Source organism: Flavobacterium sp. CS20, from assembly GCF_018080005.1.
Lineage (GTDB): Bacteria > Bacteroidota > Bacteroidia > Flavobacteriales > Flavobacteriaceae > Psychroflexus.
This window is the reverse complement of sequence record NZ_CP073015.1, coordinates 369,996-385,047: the sequence shown is the minus strand read 5'-3', so window position 1 is coordinate 385,047 and position 15,052 is coordinate 369,996. Positions and strand designations below refer to the sequence as shown.

Genomic DNA, 15,052 nt, shown 5'->3' with positions numbered 1-15,052 from the left:
AGTTTCATAAAATACGTAATTGATATTTCTCAATCGATTTAGTTATCAATGGTAGAAAATATTGATTTTAAATTATCATTTAATCTGTTTGAAATTCGTAAATTGCAGACACACAAAACCAAACAAAAATGAGTATAATATTAGACATTCACGCAAGACAAATTTTTGATTCAAGGGGTAATCCAGCCTTAGAAGTAGATGTTACAACCGAAACAGGCGTTCTCGGTCGATTTGCTGTACCTTCTGGTGCTTCAACGGGCGAACATGAAGCTGTTGAACTAAGAGATGGAGACGAATCTTATATGGGCAAAGGCGTTTCAAAAGCTGTTGACAACGTTAATAATTTAATCGCTGACAAATTATTAGGATATTCAGTTTTTGAACAAACCGAAATTGACGAATATTTGATTGAACTTGACGGCACACCAAACAAAGCAAAACTCGGTGCAAATGCCATTCTCGGAGTTTCACTTGCAGTTGCCAAAGCAGCTGCTAATGAACTACAACAGCCTCTATACAGATATATAGGTGGCGTTTCTGCAAATACTTTACCCGTTCCTATGATGAACATCATCAATGGCGGTTCACATAGCGACGCCCCGATTGCCTTTCAAGAGTTTATGATCATGCCCGTAAAAGCCTCAAGCTTTACACACGCTATGCAAATGGGAACAGAAATTTTTCACAACTTAAAAAAAGTACTTAAAAAACGTGGCTTATCTACTGCAGTTGGCGATGAAGGTGGCTTTGCTCCTGAATTAAATGGAATCGAAGATGCTTTGGACTCAATTAAACAAGCTGTTGAAAACGCAGGATACAAATTTGGTGATGAAGTTATGATTGCCCTCGATTGTCTGTAGCTGAATTTTTCGAAGACGGTAAATACAATTACAAAAAATTTGAAGGCGATTCAGGCAAAGTCAGAACTTCTGAAGAACAAGCCCAATATATCGCTGAACTAACCGAAAAATATCCCATTATTTCTGTAGAAGACGGCATGGATGAAAATGATTGGGACGGCTTTAAAATGCTCACTGACAAAATCGGTGATCGTGTTCAATTGGTTGGAGATGACCTATTTGTAACTAATGTAGAAAGATTATCCAAAGGAATTGAAGAAGGAATAGCCAATTCTATTTTAATTAAAGTTAACCAAATCGGAACACTTACAGAAACCATTGTCGCTGTAAATATGGCTAAAAATGCAGGTTATACCGCTGTGATGTCTCACCGTTCAGGAGAAACTGAAGACAATACCATTGCTGATTTAGCTGTTGCACTCAATACAGGACAAATCAAAACTGGTTCAGCCTCAAGAAGCGATAGAATGGCCAAATACAATCAATTATTAAGAATTGAAGAGGAACTTAGCCAAACTGCATATTTCCCTGGAACAGATGCTTTCAAAATAAAAATCCCTTAAAATTGATCAATATCATTTTTCAAATAACCTATTCTTCTTATTTTTAACAATAACTTAAGTTGAATAGGTTTTTTTTGGTTTTAGACTTAACGCCTATTTAACAATTCATTGCTTATCTTTGGTAAGTTTCACAATAGAATTAATCAAAAAAAATAAAATATGACAGCTAAAATTGAATTTGACGGAAAACAATATGAACTCCCTGTAATTGTAGGTACTGAAAATGAACATGGCATAGATATCTCTAAGCTAAGAAGCACTTCAAATGGTTTAATTACATTAGATCCAGGTTTCAAAAATACAGGATCTTGTGAAAGTGCAATTACTTTTTTAAACGGTGAACAAGGTATTTTGCGTTACCGTGGATATTCTATCGAAGATTTAGCTGAAAATGCAAGTTTCTTAGAAGTGGCTTACTTGCTAATTTTTGGCGAATTGCCATCTCAAGAACAACTAGACAAATTTCATCAAGACATCAAAAACGAATCTCACGTTGACGAAGAGATGAAAAAAATCCTTGATGGTTTTCCTCGATCAGCTCACCCTATGGGAGTTGTGTCTTCTTTAACCAGGCTTTAATTGCATTCAACCCATCATCAGTAGATGTGAATTCTGAAGAAGAAATGTATAAATCTATCGTGAAGCTACTTGCCAAATTTCCCGTTTTGTGTGCTTGGGCTTTGAGAAAACGCACAGGACAACCTTTGGATTATGGAGACAGTTCACTCGGTTATGTTGAAAACATCCTTAAGATGATGTTCAAAAAAGCCAACGAAGACTACAAAATCAATCCCGTTGTAGCTTCAGCCTTAAATAAATTATTGATTCTACACGCTGATCACGAACAAAACTGCTCAGCCTCAACAGTAAGAATTGTAGGCTCATCTCACGCCGGATTATTTGTGTCTATCTCAGCAGGAATCAATGCACTTTGGGAATCACTTCACGGTGGTGCCAACCAAGCTGTCATCGAAATGCTAGAAGGTATCAAAAACGACGGTGGTGATACTAAAAAATACATGAGTAAAGCCAAAGATAAAGATGATCCTTTTAGATTAATGGGCTTCGGGCACCGTGTCTATAAAAACTTTGACCCAAGAGCAAAAATTATTAAAAAATCTGCAGACGATGTACTCGGCGATTTAGGTATTGAAGATCCCGTTCTCGATATTGCCAAAGGCCTTGAAAAAGAAGCCTTAGAAGACGACTATTTTGTAAAACGCAAACTCTACCCTAATGTTGATTTCTACTCAGGTATAATTTACAGAGCACTTGGCATTCCAACAGAAATGTTTACCGTAATGTTTGCACTCGGTAGATTGCCTGGATGGATTGCTCAATGGAGAGAAATGCGCCTTAAAAAAGAACCTATCGGCAGACCAAGACAAATTTATGTTGGCGAAAAACACAGACCCTATGCCGAAATCAGCAAAAGGAAATAGTATTTTTTCAAAATTATTATAGGCTTCAAGCGGGCTTGCCTGTTAGAAAAGGCAGGCTATCCGCTTATTCCCACTCGTGTGGGAGATGTCTTGTATAATGTTCCAATAAATGTTTTAGTAGATATTTTTTCGGGAATTCCTAAGCCACATTTAGCAAAGTAATCGCTGAATTTTAGAATAAATACAAATCATCAAAATTGTTTAAAATCTTTATACCAAAAATTATGAAACTCTATCAAATTGCATTTTTATTTTCACTTCTCGTTTTAAGTTCTTGTGGAAATTCTAAAGATGATAAAAAAGAAGAAAAACAAAACATCAAAATCAATCAACCCGTAGCAGAAAAACAAAAAACCGAAGACGGTGTAACTGAAATTCTATTGACTGGCAATGACCAAATGCGCTATAATTTAAAAGAAATTAAAGTCAAAGCAGGAGACAAAGTCAAACTCACACTCAAACACATCGGCAAACTTGACGTAAATGTTATGGGTCATAATTTTGTTTTGCTTAAACCAGGAACCAATATCAATGATTTTGCTACAAAAGCAGTTGATGCCAAAGACAATAATTACATTCCCAAAAACACAAAAGCCGTTATCGTACATACCAAAATGATTGGTGGTGGCGAGCAAACTACAATTACATTTGATGCTCCAGAAAAAGGCGTTTACGATTTCATTTGCAGTTTTCCTGGTCACGTTGCTTTAATGCAAGGTAAATTTATTGTGGAATAAATATAGTTGTGAATGCTTTTCGTTATAATTGAAATGCTAACAGTTTCCATTTTAGAATCCAAATATGAGTAATAAGACAATCGACATAAATGAATCAACCATAAAAAATTTTGTTGAATCAATAAGACCTCAAGACCCTAAAATACGTCAAGAAGTTGATATGGGATATTCTTACGATGGTAAAACTGTTATTTTTTACGAAATAAGACCTTCTTGGGAAAATCCCGAAGAAATTCTTCAAATGGAATTCGCAAAAATCAGATTTTATAAGTCAAGACAAGAATGGAATTTATATTGGATGCGAGCAAGTGGTAAGTGGGAACTCTACGAACCTTATCCAGAATCTTCTTATTTGGATAAATTATTAGCTGTTATAAAAGAAGATAAACACGCTTGTTTTTTTGGGTAATAATGAGTTGAGCAATATATAAAAACAAAAAAATGAAACAATTATTTGGGGTTTTTAGCCTATTGATATTAGTAAGTCGCCAAAACAATCCGTCAGTTGAACCTTCAAAGTTTAAAACTATCACGTTAAAGTCATATGGTGAAGTCGAAACACTTCCGAATATGGCAACTTTTAATATCAGCTTGAATTGTCTTGACAAATCAATAAAATCTTCAAAAAAGTGTTTAGTAGATAAATCTAATGAACTACAAAACAAACTACTAACTTTCAAAATCGATAAAGACGACATCCTAACCACTTCTGTAAATATGAGCAAAAGTTACACATGGATTAATAATTCAAGAGTATTTGAAGGATTTAGAGGTTCGACAACAGTTTTTGTAACCATAAGAAATATTGATGAACTTGATGATATTTATACCGAATTACTTGAAAATAGAAATCTTGATTTGGGAGGACTGAGTTATTCTCATACTAAAATTGACAGCTTAAAAAATGAAGCTTACCTAAATGCATTTGAAAAATCAGAAAAACTTTCTGATAGATTGATGCAACAAATACCTGAGTCTAAAAAAGAAATATTAAAGATTGGAAATATTGAAATCAATGCTTCTATGCCACAAGACACAAAACCGCAATATGAAATGAATGATAAGCTGGCTTCAAATAACACATCAATTGCAATCAATAAAGGAACAATTAAAATTACAGCAACCTTGTACGTTGAATATCAAATAAAATAAATATAGGAAATGTAATTTAAACGCTGTCTGTTTTTTGTTAACATTTTAAAGATAATTTGATATCAAAATGTATAAATTTTATGCTTGCTAAATTATATCTAATCTCTTATTTATGGAAAAATCACATGAGTTCATTTCGTGTGATTTTTTTATTCCTAAATTTGCCAGCACAATTTTTATAGATGTTAAGTCCGACTTTTATTTTATTACTTATTGTTTCCTATTTTGTGGTTTTAATTGGTATTTCATTCTTGACCAATAAAACAGGTAGCAACGCCGAGTTTTTTAAAGCCAATAACAAATCGCCTTGGTATTTAGTTGCTTTTGGAATGATAGGAGCGTCATTAAGTGGCATAACATTTATTTCAATCCCTGGCACTGTAGAGTTTTCAGCATTTAGCTATTTTCAGGTGGTTTTAGGCTATACTTTAGGTTATGCCGTGATAAGTTTAGTGTTGATGCCATTGTATTACAGATTAAACTTAACATCAATTTACACCTATCTCGACCAAAGATTTGGTTTTTATACTTATAAAACTGGAGCATCTTTCTTTTTGCTATCCCGAATTGTTGGGTCAAGTTTTAGGTTGTTTTTAGTGGCTGGAGTTTTGCAACTGATTGTGTTTGATAACCTTGGCATTCCTTTTTACGTTACCGTAACGATTACCATTTTATTGATTTGGGTCTATACTTTTAGAAGTGGCATCAAAACCATTGTTTGGACCGATAGTTTGCAAACTTTGTTTATGTTACTGGCTCTATGTATTTCGATTGCTCTTCTTCTACAGAATCTTAATATTTCAATAGCTGAAATTCCAACTTATCTGAGTAAAAACACACAAGCCAAAATTTTCTTTTTTGACGATTGGCGTTCTAGTGATTTCTTTTTTAAACAATTTATATCGGGTGCGTTTATCACTATTGTTATGACTGGACTTGATCAAGATATGATGCAAAAAAATCTAACGTGTAGAAATTTAAAAGACGCCCAAAAAAACATTTTTTCATTTACTATCATTTTAACTATTGCCAATTTTCTGTTTTTATTTTTAGGTTTGTTGTTGACAAATTATGCAGAAATAAATGGCATCACAGCTAAAAAAGACGATTTGTTTCCCGCCATTGCTATGCAAGGCGATTTAGGTTTGGCTGTGGCTATTTTCTTTTTGTTAGGTCTCATTGCGTAGCCGCATATTCCAGTGCTGACAGTGCCTTAACATCTTTAACAACCTCATTCAGTATAGATATTTTAGATATAGAAAATCGCTATCCCAAATCTCAACAAATCAAAATTAGAAAGTTGACACATATTGTTATTTCTATAGTATTGATACTTGTGATGTTGATTTTTCAATATGCCATAAATGATAAAAGTGTGATTAACAAACTCTTTGTTTTTGCTGGATACACCTATATTCCGCTATTGGGTTTATATGCTTTTGGAATGTTTACAAAGTTTAAAATCAAAGACCGTTTAGTGCCAGTTGTAGCAATACTTTCTCCTATTCTATCCTACATTATTAGCGTTAACGCTTTAAATTGGTTTGGCTTTGAATTTGGCTTTTTTATCTTAATTCTCAATGGGTTATTGACCTTTTTAGGTCTCATATTGATTCGTCGATAACAAAACTAAAGTGCAAGCTTCTACAACTTCTATATTTTCAGAATTAAGTTTTTTCTGAAAATCGGGGTTTTCGGTGCCAGGATTAAAAATAACTCGTTTAGGTTTTAAACTAATGATATAATCATAATATTCTTCTTGATTTTTAGCATTAAGATAAAGTGTAACGGTGTGTATATCAGAAAAATCAGGTTTACCAAGATGCACTTCAACTCCATCAATATTCATTTGCCGTTTTCCTAAAGCAAGAACTTCGTGGTTATTTTTTTGAAGAAGTTTTAAAGCTTTATAAGCATAGCGTTGTGGTTTATCGGATGCACCGATTATTAGTGTTTTAAGCATTGTGGTATGATTTTATATTATAAAAATAAGCATTGTTGTCCGATAAAAATCTAAATTACTAAAAAAATCTTTTGTATCGCCTAATTTCACTGTGTAGCTTTAGTATTTTAAAAATAGAACCTCCTTATGGGTCAAAAAGGCTTAATTGACCTATATTTTTTGTTGTAATATCTTCCCATTTTGCTTCTGGATTTTTAAGGAATTTGAACAAATCAATATAGGTCATTAAATGATATCGTATCACGGACATCATATTAGAATATGCCCATTTTCTTTCTGCTTTTCTCTGAATGACAAGCATTATTAGTTGTATGATTAAGCTGACCCATATCTGTATCTCGATGGCATTTTGATTATCTCCAAGAAAATACTTTAGCGGGAAGTTTTGTTTAAGGCGTTTGAACATAGTCTCGATTTGCCACCTGTTCTTGTAGATCTCGGCAATTTTATCTGCCTGAAGTTCATAATTGTTGGTAATGAACTCATAAACTTTTTGGTGTTTATCGTACCAAAAAGCTATTCTTCTAAGGTAAAATGGCTTACCGTCATTGTCTTTGAGTTCTATTTTTTCGTCCTTTAGGACAGCATCATCTACCGTGTCGGGAATATCAAACTCTTCAAGGCTTGTATAACGGGCATTGTCTTTTTGTCTGGTCACAAAGTAAATATTCTCTAAGGTCCATTTTTGGTATTGTTTATAATCCACATAACCTTTATCAAAGACGACATAAGAACCTTTCTTGAGTTCAAGATCCTTTAAAAAGGTATGGTCATGGGTTGCGGCATTTGAGAACTTTATCAGACAGGGCACATCTTCCATAGCATTTATCATAGTGTGCATCTTGATACCACCTTTCTTTTTGCCGTTGAGTGAGTTTCTACCTACACCTTTAAGAATGTCACTAAAGAGTGTTATAGTTGATGAATCAACAATTTTAAGGTCTTTTACAGCTGGTTCATAAGTTCTGCTGTCCGACAAAAATCGGTGGTAACGTTTATAGAGTAAATGGTAAATATCAGCAAATACTGATGAGCTTCTTCTCCTGTTGGCGTCAGATAATGTGCTTCGCTTTGGGAAATCTTTTAGCCCCAAATGGTTGATTTTTCCTTCACAAGCAAGCATAATACTCGATACTTCACGAAGCGAGCTACAACCACTAATGACAGTGAAAATCATAGTAACTAAATGCTCATAAGTAGTGAACTTTTTAGTGTATCTGTCGCTGTTATGCTTTTCGGCTGTCCGATAAACATCGTTGGGTAAAATAAAATTTAAAACCTGTTTGATAATGGGTTGACCGCTGAAATTTTTACTTTTGTTCATATCTCTTTTTTTTTGCGAAAGATGAAGATATAAAAAAGTGGGAAATCCTGTATTGGAAATCCCACTTTAAAATATTTTATCGGACACTAATGAAAAATAAGAGAAAAAAGTTGAAAACATTACTTGATTAAAGAAAGTTTTAGATTATCTTAAGTATATCATTTGAATTCACAAAATTTCTCATCTCAAAAACAAATAAAGCATATTATTGAAGCAAAAAAGAAATGTCTAATAAATTTAATTTAATGGTTTTTTTTGCACGATAGTACGATGTGGAAAAGGAATTTCTACGCCTTCTCTATCAAATCGTTTTTTTATACTTTCCAACAAATCACAGTTCATACCAAATGAAATAGCAGAGTTTTTAGCCCAAACCCAAGCTCTAATGTTGACAGAAGAATCGCCCATAGACAAAACTCTCACTGAAACTTCAGGCAATCCATTATTTATATCTTCTTCTGATCGGACATCAAAATAATCGGGATGATTTCTGACTTCTTCAGATATGATTTTTTTGGCTAAATCTATGTCACTATCATAACTGATACCCATATCAAAAAAGCGACAAATTTTTTCATCATTTAAATCTGAATTAATTAATACTTCGTTACTAATCACTGAATTAGGAATAATAATTCTTCGGTTTTCAAAGTTTTTTATAACTGTATGTCTAAGTGTAATATCTTCTACAATACCAGACAACGTATCTCTTACTATAAGTCTATCATTGACTCGAAAAGGTTTAAATATAACTATAAAAATACCTGAAACTATATTAGATAAAGCTTGTTGAGAGGCAAAAGTAATCCCTAAGGCTAAGATACTTGCACCTGCTAGAAGCGAAGTTGCTAAAGCCTTGAGCTGTGGAACAGAAATAATCGCCAAACTAAAACCTATAATATAAATTAAAGCTGTCAATAAATGTCCTAGGAAATTGTATTTGGTTGGATCGTTTTTTAAATAAATCGATCTTCTTTTAAACAAGCTAAAATAAAATCGATTAAAAATCAATCCTAAGGCAAGTGTAATTATAATAATGACAATAGGTTGTCCAAATTCGAGTATTTTTTCTATTATTTGGCTTAAAAATTCACTCATCAAATTTATTTTTTACGAAGATAAATACTATTTGAATACCATTTTGAAACAACGGATTATTTTATTTACAGATAACGGTTTTATATTTTCAATTTTAAAAAAATAACGATAACGCAAATGAAAAAACGTTACCCTTAGGCAAATTGGGTTGCTTTTGCAATTTATTTATAAACAGTGATAACGTTAAGGCAAGTATTGGTCAAATAACCCAACTGTTTTGCTGGCTATACATTAAAATTTGTTCTGTTTTTAAACACCATAAAAAAGCTTTTTTATATGCTATAGTTGAGCAAAAAAACTAATCAATTATTTTACAATCAGTTAAATTTTATATTTGTGGAGTCGGGGAGACTCGAACTCCCGTCCAAACAAGTTACCAAACAGTTTTCTACACGCTTAGTTTCAACTTGATTTTCGGTATAAAACTGGCAAGAAACAACCTACTTTATACCTAGTCTCTAAAATTTCAATATGGCATCGAGACGTTGCCATATCTAGATTTACTTTACCGGTGCCTCTTGATGGAACGCCGCAAATCAAGGCTTTCCAGAGACATCTTAGCTCTCGACCTTGTCGAGATTAAGCGTATCCTACTGTGATTCAGATTACGCGACTAAGGCGTAGTTATTCTCGCCGTTTAAAAAAGGATGAAACATGAGATTTACGAGCCATGTTACAAAGCTCGACGTGCTTACTCTTCGATAAGTCTTGCTGTCAAAACCAAATCGACCCCATTTTTTTACGTAATATCAATGAACTTAAATTGATTTTTAATTTCAATCAAAATCAGCCTACAAAAGTAAGGATAATATCTATATATCAATTAGGACTTAGATTTATTTTAACGGAGTTCGATTTAAGTAACTCAATTAAATATAGCCGTCAATTGAGTAATCTTTCGGAGTAAAACGAAGAATCCTGAAGTTTCGAGAGTAAACAAATTAGACTTTAAGTTAAAAATCTTATTGGCTGAATTAAATTTTATTGGTCATACCAACTTTATTTTAACGTGAGTTCGATTTGTTGAAATCTGTAAATCATATGATTACATCTTTTTGTAAGCAAATTTTGTCATTTCGAACGAAGAAAGAGGAGAAATCTCATCCTACTGAGATGTCTCGTCGCTCATGCTTCGCTCTATCGGACAAATGATTAAATATCTGTATTTTATTGGAATTTATATCGAACTCACGTTATTTTAATAAAATTTGTGATTTGAGTTAGGTTTGTATTACACCCAAATTAAAATTCTTAGTTATAGGAGCGTGATTAGCAATTTCAATTCCATTTGAAATCCACTTTCTGGTATCTAATGGATTAATCACTGCATCTGTCCAAAGTCTTGCGGCGGCATAATAAGGACTGGTTTGTCTGTCGTAATTATTTTTGATTTTATCGTATAGTTCTTTTTCTTTGGCTTCTGTGATTTTTTCGCCTTTGGCTTTGAGTCTAGAAGTCTCAATTTGCAACAACACTTTAGCGGCGGAATTTCCGCCCATAACCGCCAATTCTGCACTTGGCCAAGCCACAATTAGCCTCGGATCGTAAGCTTTTCCACACATGGCATAATTGCCAGCACCATAGGAGTTACCAATAATTACCGTAAATTTTGGTACAACTGAGTTACTTACTGCATTGACCATTTTAGCTCCATCTTTGATGATGCCACCGTGTTCACTTTTACTGCCGACCATAAATCCTGTAACATCTTGTAAAAATACGAGTGGAATTTTCTTTTGATTGCAATTGGCAATGAACCGCGTAGCTTTATCAGCTGAATCGCTGTAAATCACACCACCAAATTGCATTTCACTGGGTTTGGTTTTGGCTTTGGTGGTTTTGACTATTTTGCGTTGATTGGCAACAATACCAACCGCCCAACCGTCTATTCTGGCATAACCCGTAATGATGGTTTGACCGTAGCCAGCTTTGTATTCTTCAAATTCAGAATTATCAACCAATCGTTCAATAATCGGCTTCATATCATATTGATCACTTCGTTTGGCTGGTAATAATCCAAATATATCATCTGGATTTTCTTTAGGTTTTTTGGATGCTTTTCTATTAAAACCAGCTTTATCAAACTCGCCTATTTTATCGACAATATTTTTGATTTTGTCTAAAGCGTCTTTGTCGTTTTCTGCCTTATAATCGGTTACACCACTGACTTCACAATGGGTTGTAGCACCGCCAAGACTTTCATTATCAATACTCTCACCAATAGCAGCTTTTACCAAATAACTTCCCGCTAAGAAGATACTTCCTGTTTCTTTCACAATCAAAGCTTCGTCACTCATGATAGGCAAATAAGCACCACCAGCCACACAACTGCCCATAACTGCAAGAATTTGAGTTATGCCCATACTACTCATAATGGCGTTGTTTCTAAATATTCGCCCAAAATGTTCTTTATCAGGAAAAATTTCGTCTTGCATAGGTAAAAATACACCAGCACTATCCACAAGATAAATAATTGGCAATCGGTTTTCTATAGAAATTTCTTGTGCTCGTAGGTTTTTCTTTCCAGTAATGGGAAACCAAGCACCAGCTTTAACCGTGGCATCATTAGCCACAACAATCACTTTTTTACCAGAGACTTTTGCAATTTTAACCACCACGCCACCGCCAGGGCAACCGCCGTATTCTTGATACATGCCATCTCCTGCAAAAGCTCCAATTTCAATCGTATCTTTAGGATTATCAACTAAATAATCAATGCGTTCTCGTGCAGTTAATTTGCCTTTGCCGTGGTGTTTTTCTATCTTTTTTTCTCCACCACCAAGGTAGATTTTTTTCAATTTAGAGTTTAAATCAGAAACGAGAAGTTTATTGTAGTCTTCGTTTTTATTGAATTTCATATCCATTTAGAAAAGCTTAATTGGTTTGGAAACGAAAATACGAAAAGCTTGTAGTATTTGGGTAAAAAAGTTTTGATAAATGTTGAAACTATGGATGCTATTGTTTCTATTGATTCTGTTGTTTCTGTTGTTTCTGTTGTTGCTGTTGTTGCTATTGTTTCTATTGTTTCTGTTGTTTCTGTTGTTTCTATTGTTGCTGTTGTTGCTATGGATGCTATTGTTTCTGTTGTTTGAGAGTTTTTTCTCATCTGAGTAATTCCTTTAGTGGCTATAATCTTATACAAAATTAATGTGGCGCGGACTGCAAGTCCGCAATATCTTGTTTTTGGGCTTGAATAGCACTCGTTGCAAACGAGCGCTAGCGGGTTAATTAAAGTAACTGCCTGTTATTATGTGTTATTTTAGTTTTTTTAAAAAATATTTTGATATGAAAATCGTGAAAACTGGGATTAAAAAAATCATAATCATTCCATTTACATTAATTTCATGTATTTCTTGGTCATAAAATATTAATGTTGTAATTAAATAGAAACTCAATATTAATAATATTACTACGGATATTCCCAGAATATATTTCAGAAAACTTTTTAGATATTTTTTTAAAGTAGAGTTCATTTCAAGATTCTTTTAGTTTATCTTTTTTAATCCTTCTATTGTTTTTGGGTATTGCATCATTTTTCACTTTTTTATCATCTCTAATATCTTCTTTGATATTATCTTTAATTTTATTTTGAGAATCTTTTACTAGTTGTATTTTTATATTTTTGATTATAATATCAGAAACTATTTTAGCACTTAAATCTGATGATAGTTTTACTTTTGGTAATTCAATGTCAGTATTTTGGAGTAATTTTTCTCCTTTTTTAGTTAGTGAGTTACCTACAATATCTAATATTATCTTTTCACTATCTTTATTTAAACTAACTATTTGGATTCCATCTTTAGTCGTAATATCGAATAATGAAGGGGCAACGATTTCTAGTGCTTTCTGAATTTTACCTAAATTGTATTTTTTGCCTAATAATTTTATCCCTTGATCAATTCCTGTATCAGCAAAATCAAAATTTGTAAAAGTCTCGGCTACTACTCTTTTAGGTTCAAACTTATGTTCTTTGAAAGCTACAGAAACAAATCCTTCCGTAGCTGTATTAACTGCTAATTGAAAGCCAAATTGTTTTGTCGCAAATTTAGTGATTTTACCTTTTCCTATATAAAAATCTGCTACAATAGTTGAACCTATTATCGCCCCAAAAGCTTCTGCTCTCCACTCGTCCATTAGTTGTTCTTTAGAAATATTACCTCTTAAATAACTTTTATTTCTTCTGTTAAACCTAAGTTCAAAACTTTGTTCTAAACCTTCAAGTTCAATAGCGTCAATTAACCTATTACCACTAAATTGATATGGAGAGAACCATGGGTATTCTGGCACAATCCCTCATAGACTCATAGAAACTTTAGTCCCTCGGCTAACGTAAAATGAGTAAATTTGGATTGAAAATTGAAATGTTGAATAAAATATAAATAACTGATTTACAGTAATATAATTTTACGTTAGTCAGAAGTGGATCAACAGTAAAAAACCTACCCAATCTCGGATCATGCATCCTAAAAGTATAATTCAAGCTATTCCCTTCCCCTTTAATCTCGTCGCCTTTTTCCTGGCTCCTTCGACGAGCTCAGGACAGGCTTGGAAGCCGTATCTGTAGGAATCTACACTACCATGACGGTTGGGTAGGAGCACTTCGATAAACTCAGTGTGGCACATGCCGTAGGAAAACTAATCTTATGCGTTTTTTTTGCCCGATTGCCTTTTTTTGATAGAGCCTTATTTCAGGTATTTTTAAAAGAACGTTTTATGTCTCTCTTAGACCTTGTAAATATAGTGATTTTAAATAATTGATGCTTTTCTTAAAGACTATTACATAAAAAAATCACCCAAATTCTCGAGCGACTATAACCTTATACAAAATTAATATGGCAGGGACTGCAAGTCAGTGCTATCATATGGCTATATAATTCTAATATCTATGACGGCACTAGTTGGAAACGATTGCTAGCGGGGGGCTATCAACTAAGCTGTTCCATTACCTTTATTATTGCCTATTTTCTTTAATATTTCTACAAAATAATAGAACAATAATATAGTTGCTGAAATAATAAACAAAATATATTGCATATCAGTACAATACCTACAGCCATTTTTTAAATAACCTTCAACTAGTACGTAACCACTCAATAAAAACCATATATGAACTATTACTATTTGTCCATAAAATATATATTTTTTCATTTATATTAACATTAAAAAGTTATTTATAGAGACTAGGTATACTAACTAAACATTTAAATTACCAAGACCCAACCCTTGACGATTCATCAAGTGGTATAAAATTCTCAACCCAATTCTCATAATCAATATGATAATTATCTGTTCTAGGAAAAGAGATTGTTGTATATGTTGCTTGATCCTCATATAAACCTAAACCAAGACCGCCACCATATGTAAGCGTACTCCCTTGCCAGCTAAAATCTGCACTATGCCATTCAGAGTAACCAGCTGAACCAAAAACCAAATCTATATCTAATCCATATTTATTGCCTTTTCCAGCAAAATTTTCTAAAGAAGCAAAGTTAGGAGATTTACCATAGAAGTTACCTGTATTACTAAGCTCACTATCTCCTCCTGCACCTATACTTAATGACCAACCTTTACCAATTGACATATACTCAAAATATCCAAATCCTTTTATATATCCACTTCCAATTGTTGCACTTCCTCCTCTTGCTATCATTTCTGCTTCGGTCTCCATTGCGCCAGCACCAACAAAATCATGTTCATCATAAAAGCCTGAACCATTTTTAACATCAACGGGGTATTTCGCATCCCTAGGATTTGCACTGTCTTCAGTTGTTGGAAAATGAAAAATTCCATCAGAAATTATTTTTCCAGAGTTTGCACTATTGTTTTCCCACTTGTGAACTTCTACAGACACACCATCGTGTGCATCTTTGTCATAGTACAAGACTGTCGCTGGCGAATCTTTGGTAAGTCCAA

Annotated in this window: 12 protein-coding genes, 1 other RNA gene and 2 pseudogenes; 8 read left to right on the top strand and 7 right to left on the bottom strand. The window is 33.4% G+C overall.

Annotation, left to right across the window (positions count from 1 at the left end):
* The first annotated feature begins 128 nt into the window (after positions 1 to 128).
* From eno to IGB25_RS15350, 7 genes and pseudogenes are all read left to right on the top strand, one after another.
* A pseudogene (gene eno / locus IGB25_RS01770) lies at positions 129 to 1,423 on the top strand (phosphopyruvate hydratase).
* Positions 1,424 to 1,582: 159 nt separating this feature from the next.
* Positions 1,583 to 2,865: pseudogene (locus IGB25_RS01765) on the top strand (citrate synthase).
* A 224-nt stretch (positions 2,866 to 3,089) separates the two neighbouring features.
* On the top strand, positions 3,090 to 3,602 hold the full coding sequence (gene azu, locus IGB25_RS01760; protein ID WP_211065909.1) for an azurin: 513 nt from the start codon (positions 3,090 to 3,092) through the stop codon (positions 3,600 to 3,602).
* Positions 3,603 to 3,666: 64 nt separating this feature from the next.
* Positions 3,667 to 4,011: a DUF3024 domain-containing protein gene (locus IGB25_RS01755; protein ID WP_211065908.1), complete on the top strand. Its 345-nt coding sequence runs from the start codon at positions 3,667 to 3,669 to the stop codon at positions 4,009 to 4,011.
* A 32-nt stretch (positions 4,012 to 4,043) separates the two neighbouring features.
* Positions 4,044 to 4,754 (top strand): SIMPL domain-containing protein, encoded by a 711-nt coding sequence (locus IGB25_RS01750; protein ID WP_211065907.1) that lies wholly within the window; start codon positions 4,044 to 4,046, stop codon positions 4,752 to 4,754.
* 182 nt (positions 4,755 to 4,936) lie between these two features.
* Positions 4,937 to 5,941, top strand: coding sequence for a sodium:solute symporter (locus IGB25_RS01745; RefSeq protein WP_371815927.1), 1,005 nt, complete (start codon positions 4,937 to 4,939; stop codon positions 5,939 to 5,941).
* A 113-nt stretch (positions 5,942 to 6,054) separates the two neighbouring features.
* Positions 6,055 to 6,378, top strand: a complete 324-nt coding sequence (locus tag IGB25_RS15350; protein ID WP_371815926.1) for a hypothetical protein — start codon at positions 6,055 to 6,057, stop codon at positions 6,376 to 6,378.
* Here IGB25_RS15350 and IGB25_RS01740 read toward each other — a convergent pair.
* The 5 genes from IGB25_RS01740 to IGB25_RS01720 all read right to left on the bottom strand — a co-directional run bounded on the left by IGB25_RS01740 (position 6,352) and on the right by IGB25_RS01720 (position 12,003).
* Complete coding sequence (locus IGB25_RS01740; protein ID WP_211065906.1) at positions 6,352 to 6,717, bottom strand: CoA-binding protein; 366 nt, start codon at positions 6,715 to 6,717, stop codon at positions 6,352 to 6,354. The genes IGB25_RS15350 and IGB25_RS01740 overlap by 27 nt on opposite strands.
* A gap of 124 nt (positions 6,718 to 6,841) precedes the next feature.
* Positions 6,842 to 8,041 carry an IS4 family transposase gene (locus IGB25_RS01735; protein WP_211064494.1) on the bottom strand — a complete coding sequence of 400 codons (1,200 nt, stop codon included), beginning with the start codon at positions 8,039 to 8,041 and terminating at the stop codon, positions 6,842 to 6,844.
* Between the two features lie 237 nt (positions 8,042 to 8,278).
* Positions 8,279 to 9,139 carry a mechanosensitive ion channel family protein gene (locus IGB25_RS01730; RefSeq protein ID WP_211065905.1) on the bottom strand — a complete coding sequence of 287 codons (861 nt, stop codon included), beginning with the start codon at positions 9,137 to 9,139 and terminating at the stop codon, positions 8,279 to 8,281.
* Positions 9,140 to 9,473: 334 nt separating this feature from the next.
* Positions 9,474 to 9,872, bottom strand: a transfer-messenger RNA (tmRNA) gene (ssrA, locus tag IGB25_RS01725).
* Positions 9,873 to 10,359: 487 nt separating this feature from the next.
* On the bottom strand, positions 10,360 to 12,003 hold the full coding sequence (locus IGB25_RS01720) for an acyl-CoA carboxylase subunit beta (protein ID WP_211065904.1): 1,644 nt from the start codon (positions 12,001 to 12,003) through the stop codon (positions 10,360 to 10,362).
* A gap of 51 nt (positions 12,004 to 12,054) precedes the next feature.
* Here IGB25_RS01720 and IGB25_RS01715 point away from each other — a divergent pair, with 51 nt between their 5' ends.
* Positions 12,055 to 12,231, top strand: a complete 177-nt coding sequence (locus tag IGB25_RS01715) for a hypothetical protein (RefSeq protein WP_211065903.1) — start codon at positions 12,055 to 12,057, stop codon at positions 12,229 to 12,231.
* A 382-nt stretch (positions 12,232 to 12,613) separates the two neighbouring features.
* Here the strand turns inward: IGB25_RS01715 and IGB25_RS01710 are convergent, their stop codons facing one another.
* Positions 12,614 to 13,426, bottom strand: coding sequence for a hypothetical protein (locus tag IGB25_RS01710; RefSeq protein WP_211065902.1), 813 nt, complete (start codon positions 13,424 to 13,426; stop codon positions 12,614 to 12,616).
* A 919-nt stretch (positions 13,427 to 14,345) separates the two neighbouring features.
* Positions 14,346 to 15,020, bottom strand: coding sequence for a hypothetical protein (locus tag IGB25_RS01705; protein ID WP_211065901.1), 675 nt, complete (start codon positions 15,018 to 15,020; stop codon positions 14,346 to 14,348).
* Positions 15,021 to 15,052: the final 32 nt, after the last annotated feature.

What these genes read in the sequence shown, in the direction of transcription:
- azu (WP_211065909.1), top strand. Translation starts at nt 3,090, where the DNA reads ATGAAACTCTATCAAATTGCATTTTTATTTTCACTTCTCGTTTTAAGT.
- IGB25_RS01755 (WP_211065908.1), top strand. Translation starts at nt 3,667, where the DNA reads ATGAGTAATAAGACAATCGACATAAATGAATCAACCATAAAAAATTTT.
- IGB25_RS01750 (WP_211065907.1), top strand. Translation starts at nt 4,044, where the DNA reads ATGAAACAATTATTTGGGGTTTTTAGCCTATTGATATTAGTAAGTCGC.
- IGB25_RS01745 (WP_371815927.1), top strand. Translation starts at nt 4,937, where the DNA reads ATGTTAAGTCCGACTTTTATTTTATTACTTATTGTTTCCTATTTTGTG.
- IGB25_RS01740 (WP_211065906.1), bottom strand. Translation starts at nt 6,717, where the DNA reads ATGCTTAAAACACTAATAATCGGTGCATCCGATAAACCACAACGCTAT.
- IGB25_RS01735 (WP_211064494.1), bottom strand. Translation starts at nt 8,041, where the DNA reads ATGAACAAAAGTAAAAATTTCAGCGGTCAACCCATTATCAAACAGGTT.
- IGB25_RS01730 (WP_211065905.1), bottom strand. Translation starts at nt 9,139, where the DNA reads ATGAGTGAATTTTTAAGCCAAATAATAGAAAAAATACTCGAATTTGGA.
- IGB25_RS01720 (WP_211065904.1), bottom strand. Translation starts at nt 12,003, where the DNA reads ATGGATATGAAATTCAATAAAAACGAAGACTACAATAAACTTCTCGTT.